Source organism: Pseudomonas sp. (assembly GCF_051660785.1).
Taxonomy (GTDB): domain Bacteria; phylum Pseudomonadota; class Gammaproteobacteria; order Pseudomonadales; family Pseudomonadaceae; genus Aquipseudomonas.
Window position 1 is genome coordinate 1 of sequence record NZ_JBOFQE010000057.1, and the last position, 22,795, is coordinate 22,795.

Sequence of the window (22,795 nt, forward strand, 5' to 3'; positions counted from 1 at the left end):
ACAATGATCGAGTGCGATAGCGGTGTATCAGTCGATAGTGATGGCGACTGACACTCCGCTATCGCGAGCAGGCTCGCTCCCACAGGTTTAGTCCTCGAAACGGATCGGACATTTCTCAGCGCCTTCAAGCTTGCGCAATTCCTCCACCACCTGCGGCCGTGCGCGGCGCAAGGTCAGGCTGCGATCCTGTTTGAGCAACCGCCGCGCCTCCTGATGCAGCATTTCCACCCCTGAATAGTCGATAAAGTTGATCTGCTGCGCCTCGATCACCACGCGGGCGCCGTGCATCCGTTGCAGGCGCACTTGCAGGTAATGGCTGGCGCCGAAAAAGATCGACCCGCCGACCCGCAGAATGTCTTCATCGCCTTCGCGCCAATGCTGCACCCGTGGTTGCGAAGTACGCTTGAGGTAGAAGAACAGCGAGGCCAGGACCCCGGCATAAATCGCGGTCTGCAACTCCAGCAACAACGTAGCAACGCAGGTCAGCGCCATGACCAGGAACTCGGCGCGGCTGACCCGCAACAACGCGCGGATGCCCCGATGGTCGACCAATCCCCACGCGATCAACAAAATGCTGCCGGCCATGGCCGGGATCGGAATGTGCGCAATCAACTTCGCGCCGAAAATCGCAAACAACGCCACCCACACGGCCGAAAAGACCCCGGCCAACGGTGAACAGGCGCCGGCTTCGTAGCTCAGGCCTGAGCGGGTGAAGGAACCGGCTGACAGCGAGCCGGAAAAAAACGCCCCGACCATGTTCGAAAAACCCTGGGCGCGGACTTCCTGATTGGCGTCGAGTAATTGCTGGGAGCGCGCTGACAGCGAACGGGCAATCGACAGACTCGTCACCAGTCCGAGCATTCCCACTGCCACGGCGCTGGGCAGCAGGCGCAGGATCAGATCCAGGTCCAGCGGCAGCGGGCTGAAGGGCGGCAGCCGCCCGACAAATGCGCTGACCAGCTTCACATGGCCGAACATCGACGGCCAGAACCAAACCAATAGCCCGCTCAGCGCCAAAGTGATCAAGAGCGTTGGCCAGCGTGGCAGCAGTGATTTCAGGATCACGCCCACCACAACGGTTGCCAGCCCCAGCACCAGCGAAGGTTTATCCACGAATCCGAGGTGTTTGAACACCATCAAAAAACTGTCCAGAGCTGTGGACTGATTGGGCAAGTCCAGCCCCAGCAGGTTCGGCAGTTGGCCGATGGCAATCACCACCGCCGCGCCGAGGGTGAAGCCGAGCACCACCGAGTGAGAAACAAAATTCACCAGGGCGCCAAAGCGCAGCAGACCGAGCAGCCACTGGAAAATGCCGGCGAGCAGCGTCAGCAGCAGGATCAGGGTGACGTAGTCCTCAGACGCGGGAACGGCCAGAGGACTGACACTGGCGTACAGAACGATGGAAATCGCTGCCGTAGGACCGCAGATCAGATGCCACGACGAACCCCAGAGACATGCGATCAACACTGGAATGATTGCGGCGTACAGGCCGTATTCCGGCGGAAGCCCGGCGATCAGGGCGTAGGCAATGGACTGTGGCAACGCAAGAATGGCGCCGCTGAGGCCGACGATCAGGTCGCGACCGACGCTGGCGCGGGTTTGCCGGGGCAACCAGGAAAGGAAAGGGAAGAGTGAATGGCGGCTGGGAAAGGCCATGGGTCCTCTCGGGGTGGGTTTTGCGCAAGGGTATCAGGACGACGCGATCATTGTGGCGAGGGGATTTATCCCCGTTCGGCTGCGCAGCAGTCGTTTATCGATTGCAGGTGTTTGGGGCCGCTTCGCAGCCCAACGGGGATAAATCCCCTCGCCACAAGTTGGTGAACTGTATTGAGGGGCTGAAAAATTAGAGCTTGGCTTTTACAGCCGACAACGCATCCTTCCCATCGACGGTCTTCACACCATCCAGCCATTTATCCAGCACCGCCGGATTGGCCTTGATCCATGCCTTGGCCGCATCGGCATTGCTGACTTTCTTGTTCACCACCTCGGCCATGATGCTGTTCTCCATCTCCTGAGTGAAACTCAGGTTAGTGAGCAGCTTGCCGACGTTCGGGCAGGCCTGTGCATAACCTTTGCGAGTCAGTGTATAAACGCTGCCGGTGTCGCCAAAGTACTTCTCGCCGCCTTTCAGATAATGCATTTTCAACTGCACGTTCATCGGGTGCGGCGTCCAGCCGAGGAAGGTCACGAACTTCTGTTTTTTCACCGCGCGGGACACTTCGGCCAGCATCGCCTGTTCGCTGGACTCGACCAGTTTCCACTGACCCATGTCGAAGTCGTTCTTCTTGATGATCTCTTGCAGCGAGATGTTCGCGGGTGCGCCGGAGCCGATGCCGTAGATCTTCTTGTCGAACTTGTCGGCGTATTTGTTCAGGTCGGCAAAGTTATGCACACCTGCGTCCCATACGTAATCCGGGACCGCCAGGGTGAATTCGGTGCCGTCGAGGTTCTTCGCCAGTTGCGTGACATCGCCCGTGGCGACGAACTTGTCGTAGAAGCCCTGCTGCGCCGGCATCCAGTTACCCAGGAACACATCGACCTGGCCGTCCTTCAACCCGCCAAAAGTGATCGGCACCGCGAGGGTGTCGACCTTGGCCTTGTAGCCCATGCCATCCAGCAGAAACCCGGTAATGGCGTTGGTTGCGGCGATGTCGCTCCAGCCCGGATCGGCCATTTTCACCGTGTCGCAGCTCTGATCGGCAAAGGCCGACGCACTGCCCAGAGCCAGTAGCCCGACCGTCAGTACTGTGGATAACTTTTGCATGGACTTCCCCTTAACATTATTGGTTTTGGCAGGGTTGTGGAAAACGTGCTTTACGTTCCAGATCGTCGAGGTCGATGTGGTTACGCATGTACTGCTGACTGGCGTCCACCAGCGGCTGGTGATCCCAGCTCTTCAGCTTGCCGATGGTCAGCGCCTCGGCGACAAAACGCCGACGACGCTGACTCGCGAGCACCTGTTGGTGTATCGCCGGAATGTCCCATTTGGCCCGTGCTTCAGCCAGAAATTCCTTGAACAGAGGCCGATGTTGCGGCGATTGGCTGAGTTCTTCCTGTTCGCGCGGGTCGTTGTGTACGTCGAAGAGTAGGCAAGGGTCATCTTCGCTGTAGATAAATTTGTAGGCGCCGCGGCGGATCATCATCAAAGGACTGATGGTGCCTTCGGCCATGTATTCGCCGAAAACTTCGTCGTGACCGCCCTGCCCTTGCAGGTGCGAGACAAGCGACCGACCGTCCAGCGGCAGGCCCGGTTCCAGGGATCCACCCGCCAGCTCCACGAAAGTAGGCAGCAGGTCAGCGGTGGAAACAGCAGCACTGACCCGTCCAGCACCAAATTGTCCCGGTGCACTGATCAACAGTGGCACGCGAGCGGCCATCTCGAACCAGTGCATCTTGTACCAGAGCCCGCGCTCGCCGAGCATATCGCCGTGGTCGCCGGAGAAGACGACGATGGTGTTGTCGATCAGCCCGGTTTCTTCGAGTGTTTGCAGGAGTTTGCCGACGTTGCTGTCGATATAACTGCACGCACCGAAGTACGCCCGGCGTGCGTCGCGAATCTTATCCACAGGCAGCGGCTTGTCCCACAGGTCATACACCTTGAGCAAACGCTGGGAGTGCGGATCGAGTTCGGTCTGCGCTGGAGTTTCGGGCAAAGGGATGTCGGCGTCGTCGTACATATCCCAAAAAGCCTTGGGAATGGTGTACGGATCGTGTGGGTGAGTCATCGACACGGTCAGGCAGAACGGCTGATCGCCATCCTCGCGGATGTGATCGAACAGATATTGCTGGGCCTTGAACACCACCTCTTCGTCGAAATCCAGCTGATTGGTGCGCACGCACGGCCCGGCTTGCAGCACCGAGGACATGTTGTGGAACCAGGTCGGCCGCACGTCCGGCTCATCCCAGTTCACCGACCAGCCGTAATCGGCCGGGTAGATGTCGCTGGTCAGGCGTTCTTCATAGCCGTGGAGCTGATCCGGACCGCAAAAATGCATCTTGCCCGACAGCGCGGTGCGGTAGCCGAGTCGACGCAAGTAGTGGGCATAAGTCGGTACATCGGCGGGGAAATCGGCCGCGTTGTCGTAGGCGCCGATCTTGCTCGGCAACTGACCGCTGACCAGGGTGAAACGCGACGGCGCGCACAGTGGGCTGTTGCAATAAGCGGCGTCGAATACCACGCCTTCGGCGGCGAGGCGGCTCAAATTGGGCAGTTTGATAGGCGAAGGACCGTAAAACGGCAACATTGGCGCGGCCATCTGATCGGCCATGATGAAAAGAATATTCTTGCGCTTCATGTGATCGCGGCATTCCATAGTGAATATTTATGCGAGAGTGCTGCAATCGAGCATGGAGTCCATGCACTTTGTGGTAAAGCCCATGCCCAGCAATGACTAGGATAAGCACAGCTTATGTATGAAGCCCTTGGTGATTTGTCTCTGGACCTGCTCCGCGCCTTTGAAGCGGCGGCCCGTCAGCGCAGCTTCACCGCCGCTGCGGTTGAGCTCGGGACCACGCAGCCGGCGATCAGCCAGCAGATCAAGCGACTGGAAGAACAACTCGGTACGCGGCTGTTCGACCGTATCTATCGCGGCATCGAGCTCACGGAAGCCGGAACGATCCTTTTCGAGCAGGTTCAGCTAGGTTTGCAGAATATCGACGCAGGATTGAGTGCGATCACAGCGCAGCAGCAACACGAGGTGCTGCAGGTCGCGACCGATTTTGCCTTCGCCGCGTACTGGCTGATGCCGCGTTTGCACCGTTTTCACGCGGCCAATCCTCAAGTCGATGTAAGCCTCGTCACCAGTGAGCGCAGCCACAACATGCTGCGCACCGATATCGACGTGGCGGTGCTATTCGGCGATGGTCGATTTAAACAGGGCGAAAGCCATTGGCTATTCAGCGAAGAAGTGTTTCCGGTATGCAGCCCGCTGCTATTGAAAGACCGCCCCCTGCCCCTGCCGGCCAAGGCATTGCTGGAATTCCCGCTGCTGCATCTGCGCGGTGAAAACAGCAGTAACTGGTTCGACTGGAGCGGTGTTTTTCGTCAGCTGGGGATCACGTCGGCACCGGCTCCCGGGCAATTGCGCTTCGACAATTACACGCTGCTGATTCAAGCGGCGATTGGCGGTCAGGGCGTGGCGATCGGGTGGCGGCACCTTGTGGATAACTTGCTGGCGCAAGGTTTACTGTGCCGACCGATTGCCGACACGGTGATCTCCAGGCTCGGCTATTACGTGGTTCTGCCCCAGCGCAAACGGCGCGGGGCATTGATTCAGCAGTTTGTCGATTGGTTGATGGCTGAGCAGGCCAGCAGCGCCCAATCCCTCAATGGTTTACCGCTGCCCTCTATCGCGGTGTAGGGTCGGTCGAAACGAAATTCACGTGCTCGCGAACGTGAAGGTTCAGCTGCAACTCATCGGCAATCCCCACCGCCACGCGGTTCAGCCGCTCAAGCGGTTCGGCCAGACCCGGCTCAAGGCTGCTGCTGATGTGGCTGAAATGTTCGATAGTCAGACCCGGCACGCCGCGAGGTGCATTTACCAGGGTCCAGTGCAAGGTACTGCTTTGCAGCGCCTCGAGCATTTCCTCGGCGGCATGCCGCTGGGGGGGATTCAGCGTTTCAGCTTCCGTTTCGTCGAGTTCGGCAAAGTCTCCGACAAGAAACAGTCGCTCAATATGAGCGGCCTGCATGCCCTCGATCAGTGCATCCACTGCCAGCACCTGCTCGACCGGGCCTGGCACGATGGTTTTTTCCACATGCTCGCTGTTGAATGGAAGTCCCGGCGCGTCCAGCAGGCAAATCACCGCCGAACTGCCGGCCACGCTTTGCTTGACCCGCTCAGGCTCGAACAGATCGCCGGTCTTGGTGCGCAAACCCGGGCGCGGTGGGAGTGCCGTCAGGTCATCCAGAATCGCGATCACTTCATGTTGACGCCGCAGCATTTCAGCCATCAGCGCACTGCCCAGGCTACTCATGGCACCATAAAGCACCACTTTCACCACCGGGGTTTCGGCATTTTTCATGGCTGGGATTCCTTGTTCCATATGGCGTGTGACCTGTAGGAATCGGTGAGGGTTCGACTGGGTTTTCGAGGGATTCAGATGCAACAGATCAAGGGTTACCACGCCCATGTCTATTTTGATGCCAGCAGCATTGATCAGGCGCGAGCGCTGTGTGAGCAGGCGGCGCAATTGTTCCCGCTGAAAATGGGCCGCGTGCATGAACGTGCGGTGGGACCGCACCCGGACTGGAGTTGCCAACTGGCATTCGGGCCGGAGTTGATCGGCGAAGTGCTGCCGTGGCTGGCGCTCAATCGCAAAGGCCTGGTGGTGTTTCTGCACCCGGACACCGGCGACGATTTGCTCGACCACACCGAGCACGCGATCTGGATGGGCGCGATCCGACCGCTGAATCTGTCTGTTTTTTGATCAGAGGCTTTCTTCGCCTTCGCCCGGCAGGTGTTCGTCCAGGTGCAGCCAGGGTAAACGGCTGTCGGTCCAGATGTGGCGCTCGGGCGGGGCCTGTTCCGGGTGATCAAGGGTGGCGATGGTCACGTCTATGGTCTCGGGGCTGAGGTGCGTCATCAGCGCGAGTTGCGCCCCACAGTTCGAGCAGAAATAGCGCACGCAGGTTGTTGAAGATTCGTACTGCGCCGGTTTCCCTGTCAGCCATTTGAAGGCCGACGAGGGCACGGTGATCCAGGTCGTCACGATCCCGCCGCTGACCCGTCGGCAGATTGAACAGTGGCAGTGGGCGATGTCGTGCAAGGGGCCGTTGAATTGATAGCGCAGATGTCCGCAGTGGCAGCCGCCTGTATGAATTTTGTCCATTATTCACCTCCGGATGTGTATTTGCTGACGCCATCGCGAGCAGGCTCGCTCCCACAGGGAGGTTATGTACGACGCAGATCCAGTGTGGGAGCGAGCCTGCTCGCGATGGCCTCAACTCGGTCTACCTCTCTGCCCCAGTCCGACGACCGGTTGCACATCCGGTCAATGCTTTCACCAGCGAAAGCTGGCTGAAAGCTTCCCCTATTAGGATCGCCCCCACTACCGGCAACAGACCGGTCGGCCAATGCCAGTGTTTTATCGCTCGCACAGCCCATTTAACAACAACAATGGTGACCCTGATGTCCTTTGCTACCCGCCGCTTCGCTGCACCTCCGCCCGTACGCCTCGTGCTTCCCGTTCTGCGCTGACCTACCCGGTTCGCCCATTCCCTAGCCGCGCTACGCCTGGAGTATTCCCATGCTGACTTTCCTTGGCTTCGCCATGGTCATCACGTTCATGTTCCTGATCATGACCAAGCGCCTGTCCGCGCTGATCGCCCTGATCATCATTCCTATCGTCTTCGCCCTGTTCGGTGGGTTTGCGCCGAAGATCGGCCCGATGATGCTCGAAGGCATCACCAAGCTTGCGCCGACCGGCGTGATGCTGATGTTCGCCATTCTGTATTTCGCCCTGATGATCGACTCCGGCCTGTTCGACCCGGCGGTGCGCAAGATCCTCAAACTGGTCAAGGGCGACCCGCTGAAAGTGTCGGTCGGCACCGCCGTACTGGCGCTCGTCGTTTCCCTCGATGGTGACGGCGCAACCACCTACATGATCTGCGTGGCTGCCATGCTGCCGCTCTATAGCCGCATCGGCATGAGCCCGCGGATCATGGCCGGCCTGATCATCCTCGCCGGTGGCGTGATGAACATGACCCCGTGGGGCGGTCCGACGGCCCGTGCGGCCAGTGCGCTGCACGTGGATCCGTCCGACATTTTCGTACCGATGATTCCGGCGATGGCTTTCGGTGTCCTGGCCATCCTGGCCATCGCGTACTTCTACGGCAAACGTGAACGTGCGCGTCTGGGTGAGTTGCACTTGGTGGGCGACGAAGTCGACCACAGTGAAATCAGCGTTTCGCAGTTCCCGGATGCCCGTCGTCCGAAGCTGATCTGGTTCAACGGTGCCCTGACGTTCGCACTGATGTGCACCCTGATTGCTGGTCTGTTGCCGCTGCCGGTGTTGTTCATGGTGGCGTTCAGTATTGCCATGATCGTCAACTATCCTTGCCTGCAACAGCAGAAGGATCGCGTGGCGGCTCACGCCGGTAGCGTGCTGGCGGTGGTCGGTTTGATCTTCGCGGCGGGCATCTTCACCGGTATCCTGTCGGGCACCGGCATGGTCGATGCCATGTCGAAAAGCTTGCTGGCGGTGATCCCGGATTTCCTCGGTCCGTACCTGGCCGTGATCACGGCACTGGTGAGCATGCCGTTCACGTTCTTCATGTCGAACGATGCATTTTATTACGGCGTGTTACCAGTACTTGCCGAAGCAGCCAGTCATTACGGTATAACCGCGGTTGAAATGGCACGTGCCTCGATCGTCGGTCAGCCCGTCCACTTGTTGAGCCCGCTGGTACCATCGACTTACTTGTTGGTGGCCCTGGCCGGTATCGATTTTGGTGACCATCAGCGCTTTACCCTGAAATGGGCAGTGTTGGTGTGCATGTGCATACTGGTTGCAGCACTGCTGATGGGGATTTTTCCGCTGTTCAGCACTCTATAAGCCCAAGACTCACCACAACGGGTCCAGGCTTCGCTGTTTGAAGCCCGGGCCCGTTCTGGTTTAACACTCGCTCAAAGGAATACACATGGAATGGCTGACCAACCCTGAAATCTGGGTTGCCTTCTTTACCCTGACCGCCCTGGAAATCGTCCTGGGTATCGATAACATCATCATGATTTCGATCCTGGTCAGCCGCATGCCCAAGCACATGCAGCAGCGCACCCGGATCTTCGGCCTGGCGCTGGCCATGGTCACGCGGATCCTGTTGCTGCTGTCGATCACGTGGGTCATGCGCCTTACCGCTGACTTGTTCGAAGTCTTCGGCCAGGGCATTTCCGGGCGAGACCTGATCCTGTTCTTCGGTGGTCTGTTCCTGCTGTGGAAGAGCTCGCAAGAGATGTACCACGCGCTGGAAGGTGAAGACGAAAGCAACGAGGAGCCAGGTGGCAAGGGCGGTAACTTCCTTTACACCATCATCCAGATCGCGATCATCGACATCGTGTTCTCGCTGGACTCGGTGATCACCGCCGTCGGCATGGTCTCCCACGTACCGGTCATGGTCGCGGCAATCGTTGTTGCGGTGCTGGTGATGATGCTGGCTTCCGGCACCATCAGCGCGTTCATCGACAAGCACCCTTCGCTGAAGATGCTGGCGCTGTCATTCCTGCTGATCGTCGGTATGGTGCTGATTGCCGAATCCTTCGACGTTCACGTGCCAAAAGGCTACGTCTACTTCGCCATGGCGTTCTCGCTGGCGGTGGAAGCGATCAACATCAAGATGCGCACCGCGATTGCGAAAAAACGCAAACAGCAAGATCCGGTGAAACTGCGCAAAGACATTCCGGGGCAATAACCCGAAGCTGTGCACTGGCTGGTATCAGTCAGTGCACAAAACCTGTGGGAGCGAGCTTGCTCGCGATAGCGGCCTGTCAGTCAACATCAATGTTGAATGTGACGGTCTCATCGCGAGCAGGCTCGCTCCCACATTTTTTTTGTGCACTGCCAGGCCCTGTTTTCATGACAGTTTTGTTTCAATCACTTCTTTAGCTATGCGATGCTGGCGCCCAGACCGTTAGCCAACTACAGCTTAAGTACAGAACGTAGAACGTCGCGCGGCACCGTCAATTTGCCCCTTTGGGGCGCTACCACCACAGGGGGCCTGCATGCTCACCCTGCTCAATTTGTTATCTGCCGTGGCCTTGTTGATCTGGGGCACGCACATCGTCCGAACCGGCATCTTGCGGGTTTACGGTTCCAATCTGCGCCATGTGATCGGCCAGAACATGTCCAGGCGCTGGCTCGCATTCATCTCGGGGATTGTCGTCACCGCGATGGTCCAGAGCAGCAACGCCACTGCCATGCTTGTCACTTCCTTTGTCGGTCAGGGACTGATGGCGCTGACTCCCGCGCTTGCGACCATGCTCGGCGCCGATGTCGGTACTGCACTGATGGCGCGGGTGCTGACGTTTGATTTGTCGTGGCTGTCGCCGCTGCTGATCTTTCTCGGGGTGATTTTTTTCCTGTCCCGCAAGCAGACACGATTGGGCCAGATGGGCCGCGTCAGCATTGGCCTCGGGCTGATCATTCTGGCGCTGCAACTGATCGTCGAATCCGCAGCGCCGATTACCCAGGCGCAGGGCGTGAAGGTTATTTTCGCCTCGTTGACCGGCGACATCCTGCTGGATGCCTTGGTCGGCGCATTGTTCGCGATGATTTCCTACTCCAGCCTGGCCGCCGTCCTGCTGACCGCGACCTTGGCGGGCGCCGGCGTGATCAGTCTGCCGGTGGCCATCGGTCTGGTGATCGGTGCCAATATCGGCAGCGGCATCCTCGCTTTTCTCAGCACCAGCATGCAAAACGCCGCCGGGCGCCAGGTGGCGCTTGGCAGCCTGTTGTACAAACTGATCGGCCTGTTGCTGATCATTCCGGTGCTGGACCCGTTGGTGCACTGGATCGACAGCCTCGACTTCAGCCCCCAGGAAATGGTCATCGGCTTCCACCTGCTCTACAACACCGCGCGTTGCCTGATCCTGCTGCCGAGCGTCGGCCCGATGGCCAGGCTTTGCGCCTGGCTGCTGCCGGAGCGGCCGGAGCTCAACGGCACGGCGAAACCCCGGCATCTGGACGCGACAGCGCTGGTCACGCCCAGCCTGGCGCTGGCCAATGCCGCGCGCGAAACCCTGCGCATGGGCGATCTGATCGACAACATGCTCGAAGCGATGCTCGACGTATTGCGCGGCCAACAGTCCGCCATCACCCAGGAAATGCGCAAACTGACCGATGATGTCGAAGCGCTCTACAGCGCCATCAAGCTCTACCTGGCGCAAATGCCCCGGGAAGACCTGAGCGATCAGGACAGTCGGCGCTGGGCGGAAATCATCGAGCTGGCGATCAACCTCAAGCTCGCCAGCGATCTGATCGAACGCATGTTGCGCAAGGTGCAGCAGCAGAAAACCTCGCAGCGCCGTTCCTTCTCCGAGGTTGGCCTGGAGGAATTAGCCGGATTGCACAGCCAGTTGATCTCCAACCTGCGTCTGGGTTTGTCGGTATTTCTCAGTGCCGACAAGGAAAGTGCCCGTCAGTTGCTGCGTGAGAAACGTCGCTTTCGCGCACAGGAGCGCCGCCTGGCCCATGCTCATGTCAGCCGCTTGCAACGTAAGATCGTGCAGAGTATCGAGACCAGTTCACTGCACCTGGAGCTGATCGCCGACATGAAACGCCTGAATTCGCTGTTCTGCAGCAGTGCTTATGTGGTGCTGGAAACGTCGGACACCGGTGCACTGGTGGTCGACGATATGGCTGACATCACGCATTCGCCTTGAACGTCTGGCGGTGGGGCCAGTCAGTTACATTGGTTCAGCCTCAAGAGCTCTTCGCGAGCAGGCTCGCTCCTACACTGGAAACGCATTCCCCTGTGGGAGCGAGCCTGCTCGCGATAGCGGCCTGAAGGACGAAACGGATCTCCGATTGGTTGCCTGGAAGCTTGCTATGCGTTGTCTGCTGTTCGCCTGTCTTTTGCTTGGCTCATTCCCTTCGTTTGCCCTGGATCGCTTCCAGGTCGAGGGCTATACGCTGCCCAACGGTCTGCAATTGCTGCTCAAGCCGGGCACCGAGCGCGGGCATGTCGCGATTCGCCTGGTGGTCGGCGTGGGTCTGGATGATTTCAACTGCGCCGAGAAGGAGCTGCCGCATCTGCTCGAACACTTGCTGTTCAGCGGCATCGACGCCACCGGCGAAGGTGGCCTCGAAGAGCGGATGCAGGCCTTGGGCGGTGAGTGGAACGCGTTCACCAGCAACGCCGATACCACGTTCGTCATCGAAGCCCCGGCGAAAAACCAGCGCAAGGTGCTCGACCTGTTGCTGGCGTTGCTGACCCAGACCCGAATCGACGACAACGCCATCAACGCCGCCAAACAAGTGGTCGAGCGCGAAGACGGCGGCCATTACTCGCACTTGCAGCGCTGGCTGGATCGTCAGGACCTGGGCCACACCGCGAGCAATCAGCTGGCGGTGGAGCTGGGCCTGAAATGCCCCGAGCGGGCCGAGGTCGATCACCTGACTCGCGAGCAACTGGAGACGGTGCGCAAGGCCTGGTACGCGCCCAACAACATGACGCTGATCGTGGTCGGCGAACTCGACAAGTTGTTGCCGGCGTATCTGGAGCGTTCGTATGGCGCGCTTGAAGCCGTCGACCCGACCGATCACCTGCCCTTGCCGGAAATCCAGGCCAGCGCTGCTCACGAGCGAACCCTGAGCGACGGTTTTGTCGGCGGTGGGGCCAAGTTGCACTGGCTGGTGCCCGAACCGGTACTGCAGGATCAACACGACGAAACTTTCGACTTGCTCAAGGACTATCTGGACTGGGCGCTCTATCGCCAACTGCGCCTGTCCCACGGTTTGTCCTACGGCCCCTCGGCCGAGCGCGAAGTGTTTGGCGGGGTGGGCTTCATGAGCCTGAACGCCGACCTTGAGCGCGACGATGTGACGGAGGCCGAACAGGTACTGGAGGATTTGAAGGCCGGTTTGCTCAAGGACGGGCTCGACGCAGACACCTTCAACCGCCTGAAGCAGGCCGCCATCGCCCGCCAGGCCTGGGCCGTGCAAGGCAACAGCGCGCTGGCCGATTACTACTGGAGCGCACTTGGGGACTACCAGGACGGGCGTTTCGCCGACCCGGCGAAGGAATTGCAAGGCGTGACCCTTGCGGAAGCGAACAAGGCCATGCGCGAGTTGCTCATGCAGCCGGGGTATGTGCGGATCGAGAAGCCGCTGATGAGCTATGACCAGTTGATGTGGGCGATGGCCGGGGTGTTTGGATTGATGGTCCTCGGGGTGTTGGCTTTGCGAGTCCATCGGCGAAAGTAATCGATCCCGGTGTCCGGGCTTTTGTGGCGAGGGAGCTTGCTCCCGCTCGGCTGCGCAGCAGTCGTAAACCGATATCCGAGATGTGACTGAGAATGCGCGGTGGCAGGTTTTAGGTGGGCTTTGCCCCCCAGCGGGAGCAAGCTCCCTCGCCACAGGTGAGTGCGACTCTTTTTTTTCAGGCATACCACCAATAACCCCCCTCACCACAGGGACATCACCACCCCCAGGTTTTGTATTCGACCCAAGTGACCGGCACCCTCGCCACGCCCCCGCCCGGGCGGTACTCTGTCGAGGATTTTTCCCACGACTATTGTGAATCGCCGAATGCCTACTCTGACCCTGTACGTCCAGCGCATCCTGGACTTGATGAAGCGCTATCCCGGGGTCATCGCGCTTGGCGGTTTCATCTCCGGGGTCGGCAGTTTCATGCTGGTGGATCGTCAGCAAGGCCTGGCGACGTGGATCACCATCATCATGGTGCTCAGCTGGATCTGGCTGATGCTGGAAAACAGCCTCACCAAGCTGTTCGCCAGGCTCTTCAAGCGCGAAATTCCCCAGCCGTTGCTGCGCTACGCCACGCAGATGATTCACCAGGAAAGCCTGTTCTTCGTCCTGCCGTTCTTTTTCATCACCACGACCTGGAACAGCGGTCAGTTGTTCTTCACCGGGTTGTTGAGCATGGCGGCGTTGATTTCCATCGTCGACCCGCTCTACTACAAATGGCTGGCGCCCCGGCGCTGGGCGTTCCTGGCGTTGCACACGCTGACCTTGTTCGCGGCGCTGCTGACCGCCCTGCCCGTCATCCTGCACCTGACCACCTCCCAGAGTTTCAAACTGGCACTGGGCATCGCCGTGTTGCTGTCATTCCCGAGCCTGGCGTCGATCTTCCCGATCCGTACGGTGCGCAACGCGCTGGCGATCCTGAGCATCACGGTGGGTATCGGTGGCGTTGGCTGGGTCCTGCGTTCATGGGTTCCACCGGCGACGCTGTGGATGACTGACGTGGCGATCAGCACGCAAATGCAGGACCGCACGCCAGGCAAGAGCCTTGAAGAAGTCAGCGCCGGGCAGATCCGTGGAGACGGCTTGTACGCCTACACCGCGATCAACGCCCCGCGCGGTCTGGACGAACGGATTTACCACGTGTGGACGTTCAACGGCAAAGAGGTCGACCGTATCCCGCTGGACATCCACGGCGGGCGCAAGGAAGGCTACAGGGCCTGGACCCACAAGCAGAACTTCCCCGGCAACCCCGCGGGTAAGTGGCAGGTTCGGGTGCTGACCGAAGACGGGCAATTGATCGGTGTGCTGCGCTTCAAGATCACGGACAGCACACCGATCAAAGAAAAGTAATCCGGTTCGTGCTATTACGTAGACCTGCGTATCAGCCGAACAAGCACGGAGCTTATGACCAGCAGCACAATGGCCGGCAATGCCCAGCTAGACGCCTCTCACTCCCCCGCTCAGTTGCGGGTGACGGGTGACTGGACGCTCGCCCATTACGCCGATCTCAAGCACCTGAGTGAAAAGCTTCGCGGCCAGTACGACGACAGCACGCACATCGACCTCAATGGCCTCGGCGCGCTCGACACGGCCGGCGCGTCGCTGCTGGTCGAATTGCTCGGGTCCGAGCGTCTGGGCCGATCCGCCGAACATCCCGAGTGCACATTGTCCACTGCCGACCGCGCCTTGTTGCAGACGGTCTATTGCTCGCTCAGCGACTTCTGCGTGCCGATCAAGGAACCGGAAATCAGCGTCGGCATTCAACTGCTGACCCGCATCGGTCGCGCGGTTGATACGGTCTGGCAGGACACCCTGCAACTGCTGGGCTTTGTCGGCCTGATCCTCGAAACCATCGCGCGCGGGCTGTTTCGCCCCAAGCGCTGGCGCATCACGCCAATGGTTGCGCACATCGAACAGACTGGCCTCGACGCTGCACCCATCGTGGCCCTGCTGACCTTTCTGGTCGGTGCCGTGGTGGCGTTTCTCGGCGCGACCGTCTTGGCGAGCTTCGGCGCAAGTATCTTTACCGTGGACCTGGTGGCGTTCTCCTTCTTGCGTGAGTTCGGCGTGTTATTGACCGCGATCCTGATGGCCGGACGTACTGCCAGTGCCTTCACCGCGCAAATCGGTTCGATGAAGGCCAACGAAGAAATCGACGCCATCCGCACGCTGGGCCTGGATCCGATGGAGTTGCTGGTGGTGCCACGGGTGCTGGCATTGCTGGTGGCGCTGCCGATGCTGACTTTTCTGGCGATGCTCTCGGGCATTATCGGCGGTGGCGTGGTGTGTGCGGTGTCGCTGGATATTTCGCCGGCGATGTTCCTGTCGCTGCTGCAAACCGATATCGGCGTTCAGCACTTTCTGGTGGGGATCGTCAAAGCGCCGATCTTCGCCTTCCTGATCGCTGCGATCGGTTGCCTCGAAGGCTTCAAGGTCAGTGGCAGCGCCGAGTCCGTTGGCGCGCACACCACGTCGAGCGTGGTGCAGTCGATTTTCGTGGTGATCGTGCTCGACGCCGTGGCCGCGCTGTTTTTCATGGAGATGGGCTGGTGAGTCGTGTACCCCGAGCGCCCTCCGAGGCGGTGATCGAAGTCCGTGGGCTGTGCAATCGGTTTGGCAGCCAGAGCGTGCACGAGAACCTCGACCTCGATTTGTACAAAGGTGAAATCCTCGCCGTGGTGGGTGGTTCCGGCAGCGGCAAATCAGTGCTGCTGCGCAGCATCGTCGGCTTGCGCCAGCCTAGCGAAGGGATGGTGAAGGTCTTCGGCAAGAACTTGCCGACGCTGTCCGAACACGAGCGTTCGATGGTCGAACGACGCTTCGGCGTGCTGTTCCAGAAAGGCGCCCTGTTCTCTTCGCTGACCGTGACCGAGAACGTCGCCCTGCCCTTGATCGAGCACGCCGGCCTGAGTCGTGAAGACGCCGAGCACCTGGCGGCGGTCAAACTGGCGCTGGCCGGGCTGCCGTTGTCGGCGGCGGACAAATACCCGGCTTCGCTGTCCGGCGGCATGATCAAGCGTGCGGCGCTGGCCCGAGCCCTGGCGCTGGACCCGGACATCCTGTTTCTCGACGAACCCACCGCCGGCCTCGACCCGATTGGTGCCGCTGCCTTCGATCAATTGATCCTGACCCTGCGCGATGCCTTGGGCCTCAGCGTTTTCCTGGTGACCCACGACCTCGACACGCTCTACACCATCACCGACCGTGTGGCGGTGCTGGCGCAGAAAAAAGTGCTGGTGGCGGATGCCATCGACAAGGTCTCGGAAACCAACGATGCGTGGATTCACGAATACTTCCATGGCCCTCGCGGCCGCGCGGCGCTGACCGCCGCTCAACAGTTGAATGAGGTCTGACATGGAAACCCGAGCCCATCATGTATTGATCGGCCTGTTCACCGTGATAGTGGTGGCAGGCGCCCTGCTCTTCGGTCTGTGGCTGGCCAAGTCCAGCGTCGACACTGAGTTCAAGGATTACGAAGTGGTCTTCAACGAGGCGGTCAGCGGCTTGTCCAAGGGCAGCGCCGTGCAATACAGCGGGATCAAGGTCGGCGACGTGGTGACGTTGCGCCTGGACCCGAAAGACCCGCGCCGGGTGCTGGCGCGAATTCGCCTGGGCGGCGATACGCCGATCAAGGAAGACACCCGGGCCATCTTGGCGCTGACCGGGATTACCGGCACGTCGATCATTCAGCTCAGCGGCGGTACACCGCAAAGTCCGACCCTCAAGGGCAAGGACGGCAATCTGCCGGTGATTATCGCGTCGCCCTCGCCCATCGCTCGCTTGCTGAACGACAGCGGCGACCTGATGGCGGGCGTGAACACGCTGATGCATAACGCCAACCTGATGTTTTCCACGGAGAACGTCGAGCGCATCAGCCAGACGCTGGAACATCTGGAACAAACCACCGGCACCATCGCCGACCAGCGCGGCGATATTCGTCAGGCGATGCAGCAACTGGCGTCGGTCGGCAAGCAGGCCGGCGCGATGCTGGAGCAGACGTCCGCGCTGATGCGCAACGCCAACGGCCTGCTCAACGATCAGGGCAAGCAGATGTTCGGCAGCGCCGAGCAGGCGATGAAATCGCTGGAGCAAAGCAGCGCGACCATCAACAAGTTGCTCACGACCAATCAGGACTCTTTGAACAGCGGCATGCAGGGCCTCAATGGCCTGGCGCCGGCGGTGCGTGAACTGCGCGACACCCTCACGTCGTTGCGCGCCATCTCCCAACGCCTGGAAGCCAACCCCAGCGGTTACTTGCTGGGCAATGACAAGAACAAGGAGTTCACGCCATGAAGCTTGCGACCTTTGCCCTCCTCGCCTGCTTCACGTTGGTCAGTGCCTGCTCGATCCTGCCCAAATCAGAGCCGTCCGATGTCTATCGCTTGCCGTCGGCTCAGAGCAACGTATCGGCCAGTCACGGCACGCCGCAGCGCTGGTCCCTGCGCTTGACCAAGCCGCAGGCCAGCGAAGCGTTGAACAGCCCGAAAATCGCCGTGATCCCGCAAGGTGATCTGATCAGCAGCTACACCGCTTCACGCTGGAGCGATCCGGCGCCGGTATTGCTGCGTAATCGATTGCTTGATGGTTTCCAGCGCGACGGTCGAGTGCCGTTGCTGAGCACGGATGACAGCAACTTCCAGGCGGATCTGGAATTGGGCGGGAGTCTGCAGGCGTTCCAGACTGAATACCAGGGCACCGCTGCGAGCGTGGTCGTGCGGCTGGATGCGTTGCTGGTTCGCGGATATGACCAGCGCATCCTCGCCAGCCGCCGGTTTGAGGTGCGTCAGCCGTTGAGCGATGTGAAGGTGCCGGCGGTAGTGGCCGGGTTTGGCCAGGCGAGCGATCAGTTGACGGCGCAGGTGGTGAGTTGGGCGGTTGAGCAAGGCCAGAAAGCCGCCCCGCCTCCCCGCCCTTAAACCCACTGGAGATCCACTGTGGAGCGAGCCTGCTCGCGATAGCGGTAGATCAGTCACCACACATGTTGACTGATCTACCGCTATTGCGAGCAGGCTCGCTCCTACAGGGGTTTGTGATTAACCGAAGAACCAGTAGCAGACGCCAATGGCGCCTAACACGCCAGCCAGCTCAGCCAGCAACGCACACCCCACCGCATGCCGCGCCCGCTGGATGCCTACCGCACCGAAGTACACCGCCAGCACATAGAACGTCGTTTCCGTACTGCCCTGAATCGTCGCCGCCACCAGCGCCGGGAAGCTGTCCACCCCGGACGTCTTCATGGTTTCAATCAGCATCGCCCGCGCGGCGCTGCCGGAGAACGGTTTGACCATCGCCGTCGGCAGCGCGTCGACGAAGCGCGTGTCCCAACCGGCCCACTCCACCAGATGCCGAATGCCGTCCAGACCAAAGTCCAGCGCCCCGGACGCCCGCAGTACGCCCACCGCACAAAGCATCGCCACCAGGTACGGCAGCAGATTCTTGGCCACGTCGAAGCCTTCTTTGGCGCCTTCGACAAACGCTTCGTAGACCTTCACTTTGCGCAAGGCGCCGATCACCAGAAACAGCATGATCAGCCCGAACAGCGTTACGTTGCCGAGGATCGAGGACAGGCCGGCCAGAGCGGTCGCCGAAAGCGTCGCCAGCAGCGCCATGAAGCCGCCGAGGGCCAGGGCACCGGGAATCAGATACGCGAGCACCACCGGGTCCCACAGGCGCAGACGCTGCATGAACGCCACCGACAGCAGGCCAACCAGTGTCGAGCAGCTTGTTGCCAGCAGGATTGGCAGGAACACCAGCGTCGGATCGGGCGCACCTTGCTGGGCGCGGTACATGAAGATCGTCACCGGCAGCAGGGTCAGCGATGAGGCGTTGAGCACCAGAAACAGGATCTGCGCGTTGCTGGCAATGGTGTCGCTGGGGTTGAGCTCTTGCAGGGCCTTCATGGCTTTCAGGCCGATCGGCGTGGCGGCGTTATCCAGGCCCAGGCCGTTGGCGGCGAAGTTCAGCGTGATCAGGCCAATGGCGGGGTGACCTGCCGGCACTCCCGGCATCAGGCGCAAGAACAATGGGCCCAGCGCCTTGGCTAGCCATTCGACGATCCCGGCCTTCTCGGCAATGCGCAGAAAGCCCAGCCACAGGGTCAGGGTGCCGAACAGCAGGACCATGACCTCGACTGATAACTTGGCCATGGCGAAAATGCTTTCCACCATCGCCGCGAAGATCCCGGCGTTGCCGCCGATCAGCCATTGCGCCAGTGCCGAAACGGCAGCCACGATGAAAAAGCCAAGCCACAGGCCATTAAGCATCAGTTAAATCCCCCGAAGAATGTGGCGAATGATAGCGGGGTAGCCAGAAACGACAAACCCCGGATTTCTCCGGGGTTTGTTTGTGAGGCTTGCTCCGCCACAGTGGGAGCCAGCCTGTTGGCGATGAGGCCGGTACGTTCAACATCTCTGTTGTTTGATACACCGCTATCGCCAGCAGGCTGGCTCCCACATAAAAGCCAGACTCCACAGGGTTCAGCTATCAGTTGCTGGAGACTTCACCCACCGGCAGTTTTTCCTTGCTGCGCCAGTGCGGCAGCGAGTTCCAGTAGCGCTGGCCCTTGGCGTCGTCGTACATGCCTTCCCAGCGGGAGATGACCAGCACGGCCAGGGCATTACCGATCACGTTCAGTGCGGTACGCGCCATGTCCATGATGCGGTCGACACCGGCGATGAACGCCAGGCCTTCCAGCGGAATACCCACGCTGCCCAAGGTGGCCAGCAGCACTACGAAGGACACGCCCGGTACGCCGGCGATGCCTTTGGAGGTAACCATCAGCGTCAGCACCAGCAGCAATTGCTGGCTGATCGACAGGTCGATGCCGTAGAGCTGGGCAATGAAGATGGCCGCAATGCTCTGGTACAGGGTCGAACCGTCAAGGTTGAACGAGTAACCGGTCGGCACCACAAAGCTGCAGATGGCTTTCGGTGCGCCGTAGGCTTCCATCTTCTCGATCACGCGCGGCAGCACGGTTTCCGAAGAGGCGGTGGAGTAAGCCAGTACCAGCTCATCTTTGAAGATGCGCATCAGCTTGATCACCGAGAAGCCGAACAGTTTGGCGATCAGGCCCAGTACCACGAAGGCGAAGAAGGCGATGGCGACGTAAACCAGGATCACCAGTTTGGCCAGCGGCACCAGGGACGCGAAACCGAAGTTGGCCACGGTCACCGCAATCAGTGCGAAGACGCCGATCGGGGCGTAGTTCATGATCATGTGGGTGACTTTGAACATGCTTTCCGACACGCCCTGGAACATCTTCACCAGCGGCTCGCGCAGGTCCGATTGCAGGCTCGACAAGCCGAGGCCGAACAACACGGAGAAGAAGATGATCGGCAGCATTTCGCCGCGGGCCATGGCCGCGAAGATGTTCGACGGGATCAGGTTGAGGATGGTTTCGATGAACGCGTGTTCATGCTGAACCTCGGCCGCCGTCGCCTGGTACTTGGAAATATCCACGGTACCCAGGGTGCTCATGTCGATGCCGGTGCCCGGATGGAACACGTTGGCCAGCACCAGACCGACCACGATGGCGATGGTGGTGACGATCTCGAAGTAAATGATGGTCTTGAGACCGATACGCCCGAGTTTCTTCGCATCGCCTACACCCGCGATGCCGACGATCAGCGAGGAGATGACGATCGGAATCACGATCATCTTGATCAGACGGATAAAGATATCGCCTGCCGGTTGCAGGACGTTGCTGATCCACCAGGCTTTTTCGGCACTGAAATGGTTGAGCAGCGCACCGATTGCAATCCCCAATACCAGACCGATGAGGATCTGCCAGGCGAGGCTAAGCTTTGCCTTCTTCATATCTTTACCCTTACTTGCGTTTGACTCAGACGAATGCAAGAACTGGAACGCTTGTGGCGAAAAAGTCTGTGCATCTGCCCCCGTATAAGGTGCCCCGGAGCGAGTATTTATGGCTCTCTGGCAGGCGAAAAAAGGCGCAACTATTCCGATGCAAGGAAGCAACGTCTAATGCCGTAAACGCCTACCCTATGCCGAATCGGCATGAGCTTTTCCAATTGAAACTCGCGTCCCAACCGGTTCGAATACGACATTTCGGCAGGCATAAGTGCCGTGAACCGGCCATCTCAGAGGCGGTTGGTTGTTTTTTAAACAGTTGAATTCATGGCAAAATTTGGGAAAAAGCCTACTTTTAACGGCGAAAAGTCTTACGCCGAAAGTCGGAGGTTTCTCGATATACGGTCGTGAAGAAACACCGAGAAACGGTTTTGCGGGGAATATGTAGCAGAGGGAAATGATCGCAGTGCTCTAAATCAACGTTTTGTACGTTGAAGCTCTTCGCAAGTCCGTCGAACCACGCGGGGCTCGCGAACTTGCGTCGCAGCTTTTATCCTGACCCGGCCCTTGCGCAGACACTCCATGTGCCCGTAGGTCACTCCGCCCCTGAAACAGGCAGAACGTCCCGACCCCTTGGTCATGCGCCTGCCTTCCTCGGGTGGCGCACTGGAGAGGAGCATGCTGCTCCTTTCATGTTACAAACTCAGTACCAGTTCGGATCTTTCTTGAGTTGTTCCATCAACATGTCCTGCATGCCCTGGTCCGGCTTCCCCAGGAAGCGGTAGTCGGCATGTCGCGTTGGCGACTTGTCGGCCGGCAGTCCTGCGGGCACTTCGACCAGCATGGCGTACGCGTCCTTTTTGTCGAAGCTGAAGGCAACAATCAGGCGCTTGTTCAGGCACGTCGGTTGCGTTTCGCAAAGCGGCCCGACCAGGTACTTGTCGCCATCCTCTTCAACAGCATTCATTTGCTCGGCATCGCCAGACAGGTTCATCACCCATTCCGGCAGTCGTTCTTCCTTTTTAACGACTTTAGTCCAGGTTTCACGGTACTGCGGGTCCGAATTCAACAATTCGCTGGCCCGCGTCTGGCCATCATTGGCCGCCATTGCCATGGCACTACCGCCCAGAAGCAGGGCGGCTGCCATTGTCTTTAACGTAACGCTCATATTCAGCCTCGACCGCGACGGCCAAAGAAGAACGAAGCAATGAACATCACCAGGAACACGACAAAGAGAATCTTGGCGATACCCGTGGCGGTGCCCGCGATACCACCGAAGCCCAGTACTGCAGCGATGATGGCAATGATCAAGAATGTGATTGCCCAGCTCAACATGGTGATTCTCCTTACGCTTCTATATTAGAGGTAGTACTTGTGGTGCTTGTCCCGGTGCATCGAGCGCACCAAGTTCGTTTGCTCAGAAAACCCAACGTTCCTGACGAGGCATCTCATCCAAAGGCTGAGCCTGGTCGACGTCCATCATTCGCATCGGGGCGAGGTCAGCCTGGTTGCTGCTGACAGCGCTGAAATGGGTCTGGGTCGCACGTTGAATCGAAACGTGAGGCACCTCGGGTTGTTGGCTCTGTTCCCAAAGCAGGAACTGCTGGCCTGCGATCAGCGTGATCAACAGCGCCAGAACGCCAAACAGACCTTGCTGAATATGCAAAGGCGAGATGCGCAATGGGGTAACACGTTGGCGATTCATCCTGAAACTCCTCCCACTCTGGTGGTGATCTTGGTAGTGGGCGTCAATTCAAAATGGCCCTGATTACTTAGGCTATTGCAGCCTGCATGCCAGCTTTTTCATAGAAAAAAATTGTTTAAAATCAATTAGTTAGAGTGAAGGCAAAAATAAGGGTGGACGCATCCTGCACGATGGGTCACGCAAGGTCGTGCGTATTGCACGATCGTTAACGGGGGGCTTGGATAATTTTTGAATTGAGAGGAGGGCGCAGATGTCAGAAAAGGACGCAGGTAAGCGCCTCGAAAGCGGTCTGTTGGTAAAAAATCAAAGAAATCAGCCCATTAGCTAATGGATGAGTAGATAGCTACCCTCCAATGG

General features: G+C 59.4%; 21 protein-coding genes. 11 read left to right on the forward strand and 10 right to left on the reverse strand.

What is annotated here, in order from left to right; genetic code table 11:
* Window positions 1-87 precede the first annotated feature (87 nt).
* The 3 genes from ACRC4F_RS13840 to betC form a co-directional block, all read right to left on the reverse strand.
* Window positions 88-1,656: a SulP family inorganic anion transporter gene (locus ACRC4F_RS13840; protein ID WP_438659799.1), complete on the reverse strand. Its 1,569-nt coding sequence runs from the start codon at window positions 1,654-1,656 to the stop codon at window positions 88-90.
* A 187-nt stretch (window positions 1,657-1,843) separates the two neighbouring features.
* On the reverse strand, window positions 1,844-2,764 hold the full coding sequence (gene choX, locus ACRC4F_RS13845) for a choline ABC transporter substrate-binding protein (protein ID WP_438659800.1): 921 nt from the start codon (window positions 2,762-2,764) through the stop codon (window positions 1,844-1,846).
* A gap of 16 nt (window positions 2,765-2,780) precedes the next feature.
* Entirely contained in the window at window positions 2,781-4,295 is a 1,515-nt protein-coding gene (gene betC / locus ACRC4F_RS13850; protein ID WP_438659801.1) for a choline-sulfatase, read from the reverse strand.
* Window positions 4,296-4,409: 114 nt separating this feature from the next.
* Between betC and ACRC4F_RS13855 the strand changes: the two genes are divergently transcribed.
* Window positions 4,410-5,360, forward strand: coding sequence for a choline sulfate utilization transcriptional regulator (locus ACRC4F_RS13855; protein ID WP_438659802.1), 951 nt, complete (start codon window positions 4,410-4,412; stop codon window positions 5,358-5,360).
* Here ACRC4F_RS13855 and ACRC4F_RS13860 read toward each other — a convergent pair.
* Complete coding sequence (locus ACRC4F_RS13860; protein WP_438659803.1) at window positions 5,347-6,024, reverse strand: NAD(P)-dependent oxidoreductase; 678 nt, start codon at window positions 6,022-6,024, stop codon at window positions 5,347-5,349. The genes ACRC4F_RS13855 and ACRC4F_RS13860 overlap by 14 nt on opposite strands.
* A 78-nt stretch (window positions 6,025-6,102) precedes the next feature.
* Between ACRC4F_RS13860 and ACRC4F_RS13865 the strand changes: the two genes are divergently transcribed.
* Window positions 6,103-6,429: a DOPA 4,5-dioxygenase family protein gene (locus tag ACRC4F_RS13865; protein WP_438659804.1), complete on the forward strand. Its 327-nt coding sequence runs from the start codon at window positions 6,103-6,105 to the stop codon at window positions 6,427-6,429.
* Here the strand turns inward: ACRC4F_RS13865 and ACRC4F_RS13870 are convergent, their stop codons facing one another.
* Window positions 6,430-6,831 carry a GFA family protein gene (locus tag ACRC4F_RS13870; RefSeq protein ID WP_438659805.1) on the reverse strand — a complete coding sequence of 134 codons (402 nt, stop codon included), beginning with the start codon at window positions 6,829-6,831 and terminating at the stop codon, window positions 6,430-6,432. It lies immediately after the preceding gene.
* Window positions 6,832-7,248: 417 nt separating this feature from the next.
* On the opposite strand from ACRC4F_RS13870, the gene ACRC4F_RS13875 reads away from it, so the two are divergent.
* From ACRC4F_RS13875 to ACRC4F_RS13915, 9 genes are all read left to right on the forward strand, one after another.
* A complete protein-coding gene (locus ACRC4F_RS13875; RefSeq protein ID WP_438659806.1) occupies window positions 7,249-8,556 on the forward strand; it encodes a CitMHS family transporter in 1,308 nt (435 codons plus the stop codon).
* Between the two features lie 85 nt (window positions 8,557-8,641).
* Complete coding sequence (locus tag ACRC4F_RS13880) at window positions 8,642-9,409, forward strand: TerC family protein (RefSeq protein WP_438659807.1); 768 nt, start codon at window positions 8,642-8,644, stop codon at window positions 9,407-9,409.
* A 310-nt stretch (window positions 9,410-9,719) separates the two neighbouring features.
* Window positions 9,720-11,378, forward strand: coding sequence for a Na/Pi cotransporter family protein (locus tag ACRC4F_RS13885; protein WP_438659808.1), 1,659 nt, complete (start codon window positions 9,720-9,722; stop codon window positions 11,376-11,378).
* Window positions 11,379-11,544: 166 nt separating this feature from the next.
* Window positions 11,545-12,921 (forward strand): M16 family metallopeptidase, encoded by a 1,377-nt coding sequence (locus tag ACRC4F_RS13890; RefSeq protein WP_438659809.1) that lies wholly within the window; start codon window positions 11,545-11,547, stop codon window positions 12,919-12,921.
* Window positions 12,922-13,245: 324 nt separating this feature from the next.
* The gene (locus ACRC4F_RS13895; protein ID WP_438659810.1) at window positions 13,246-14,274 is read left to right on the forward strand and encodes a DUF5924 family protein; all 1,029 of its coding nucleotides are present in this window, start codon (window positions 13,246-13,248) and stop codon (window positions 14,272-14,274) included.
* 54 nt (window positions 14,275-14,328) lie between these two features.
* On the forward strand, window positions 14,329-15,477 hold the full coding sequence (locus tag ACRC4F_RS13900; RefSeq protein WP_438659811.1) for an MlaE family lipid ABC transporter permease subunit: 1,149 nt from the start codon (window positions 14,329-14,331) through the stop codon (window positions 15,475-15,477).
* Entirely contained in the window at window positions 15,474-16,277 is an 804-nt protein-coding gene (locus ACRC4F_RS13905; protein ID WP_438659812.1) for an ABC transporter ATP-binding protein, read from the forward strand. Before ACRC4F_RS13900 ends, ACRC4F_RS13905 begins: the two co-directional genes overlap by 4 nt.
* A 1-nt stretch (window position 16,278) precedes the next feature.
* Complete coding sequence (locus ACRC4F_RS13910; protein WP_438659813.1) at window positions 16,279-17,217, forward strand: MlaD family protein; 939 nt, start codon at window positions 16,279-16,281, stop codon at window positions 17,215-17,217.
* The gene (locus ACRC4F_RS13915; RefSeq protein ID WP_438659814.1) at window positions 17,214-17,840 is read left to right on the forward strand and encodes an ABC-type transport auxiliary lipoprotein family protein; all 627 of its coding nucleotides are present in this window, start codon (window positions 17,214-17,216) and stop codon (window positions 17,838-17,840) included. The genes ACRC4F_RS13910 and ACRC4F_RS13915 overlap by 4 nt, the downstream gene beginning before the upstream one ends.
* A gap of 117 nt (window positions 17,841-17,957) precedes the next feature.
* On the opposite strand, the gene ACRC4F_RS13920 is transcribed toward ACRC4F_RS13915, so the two are convergent.
* The 5 genes from ACRC4F_RS13920 to ACRC4F_RS13940 form a co-directional block, all read right to left on the reverse strand.
* Window positions 17,958-19,187, reverse strand: a complete 1,230-nt coding sequence (locus ACRC4F_RS13920; protein WP_438659815.1) for a nucleoside recognition domain-containing protein — start codon at window positions 19,185-19,187, stop codon at window positions 17,958-17,960.
* 220 nt (window positions 19,188-19,407) lie between these two features.
* Complete coding sequence (gltP, locus tag ACRC4F_RS13925; RefSeq protein ID WP_438659816.1) at window positions 19,408-20,739, reverse strand: glutamate/aspartate:proton symporter GltP; 1,332 nt, start codon at window positions 20,737-20,739, stop codon at window positions 19,408-19,410.
* Between the two features lie 697 nt (window positions 20,740-21,436).
* Window positions 21,437-21,901, reverse strand: a complete 465-nt coding sequence (locus ACRC4F_RS13930) for an inhibitor of vertebrate lysozyme family protein (RefSeq protein ID WP_438659817.1) — start codon at window positions 21,899-21,901, stop codon at window positions 21,437-21,439.
* Between the two features lie 2 nt (window positions 21,902-21,903).
* Window positions 21,904-22,068 carry a DUF1328 domain-containing protein gene (locus tag ACRC4F_RS13935; RefSeq protein WP_003177151.1) on the reverse strand — a complete coding sequence of 55 codons (165 nt, stop codon included), beginning with the start codon at window positions 22,066-22,068 and terminating at the stop codon, window positions 21,904-21,906.
* Between the two features lie 82 nt (window positions 22,069-22,150).
* On the reverse strand, window positions 22,151-22,438 hold the full coding sequence (locus ACRC4F_RS13940; RefSeq protein WP_438659818.1) for a hypothetical protein: 288 nt from the start codon (window positions 22,436-22,438) through the stop codon (window positions 22,151-22,153).
* Window positions 22,439-22,795: the final 357 nt, after the last annotated feature.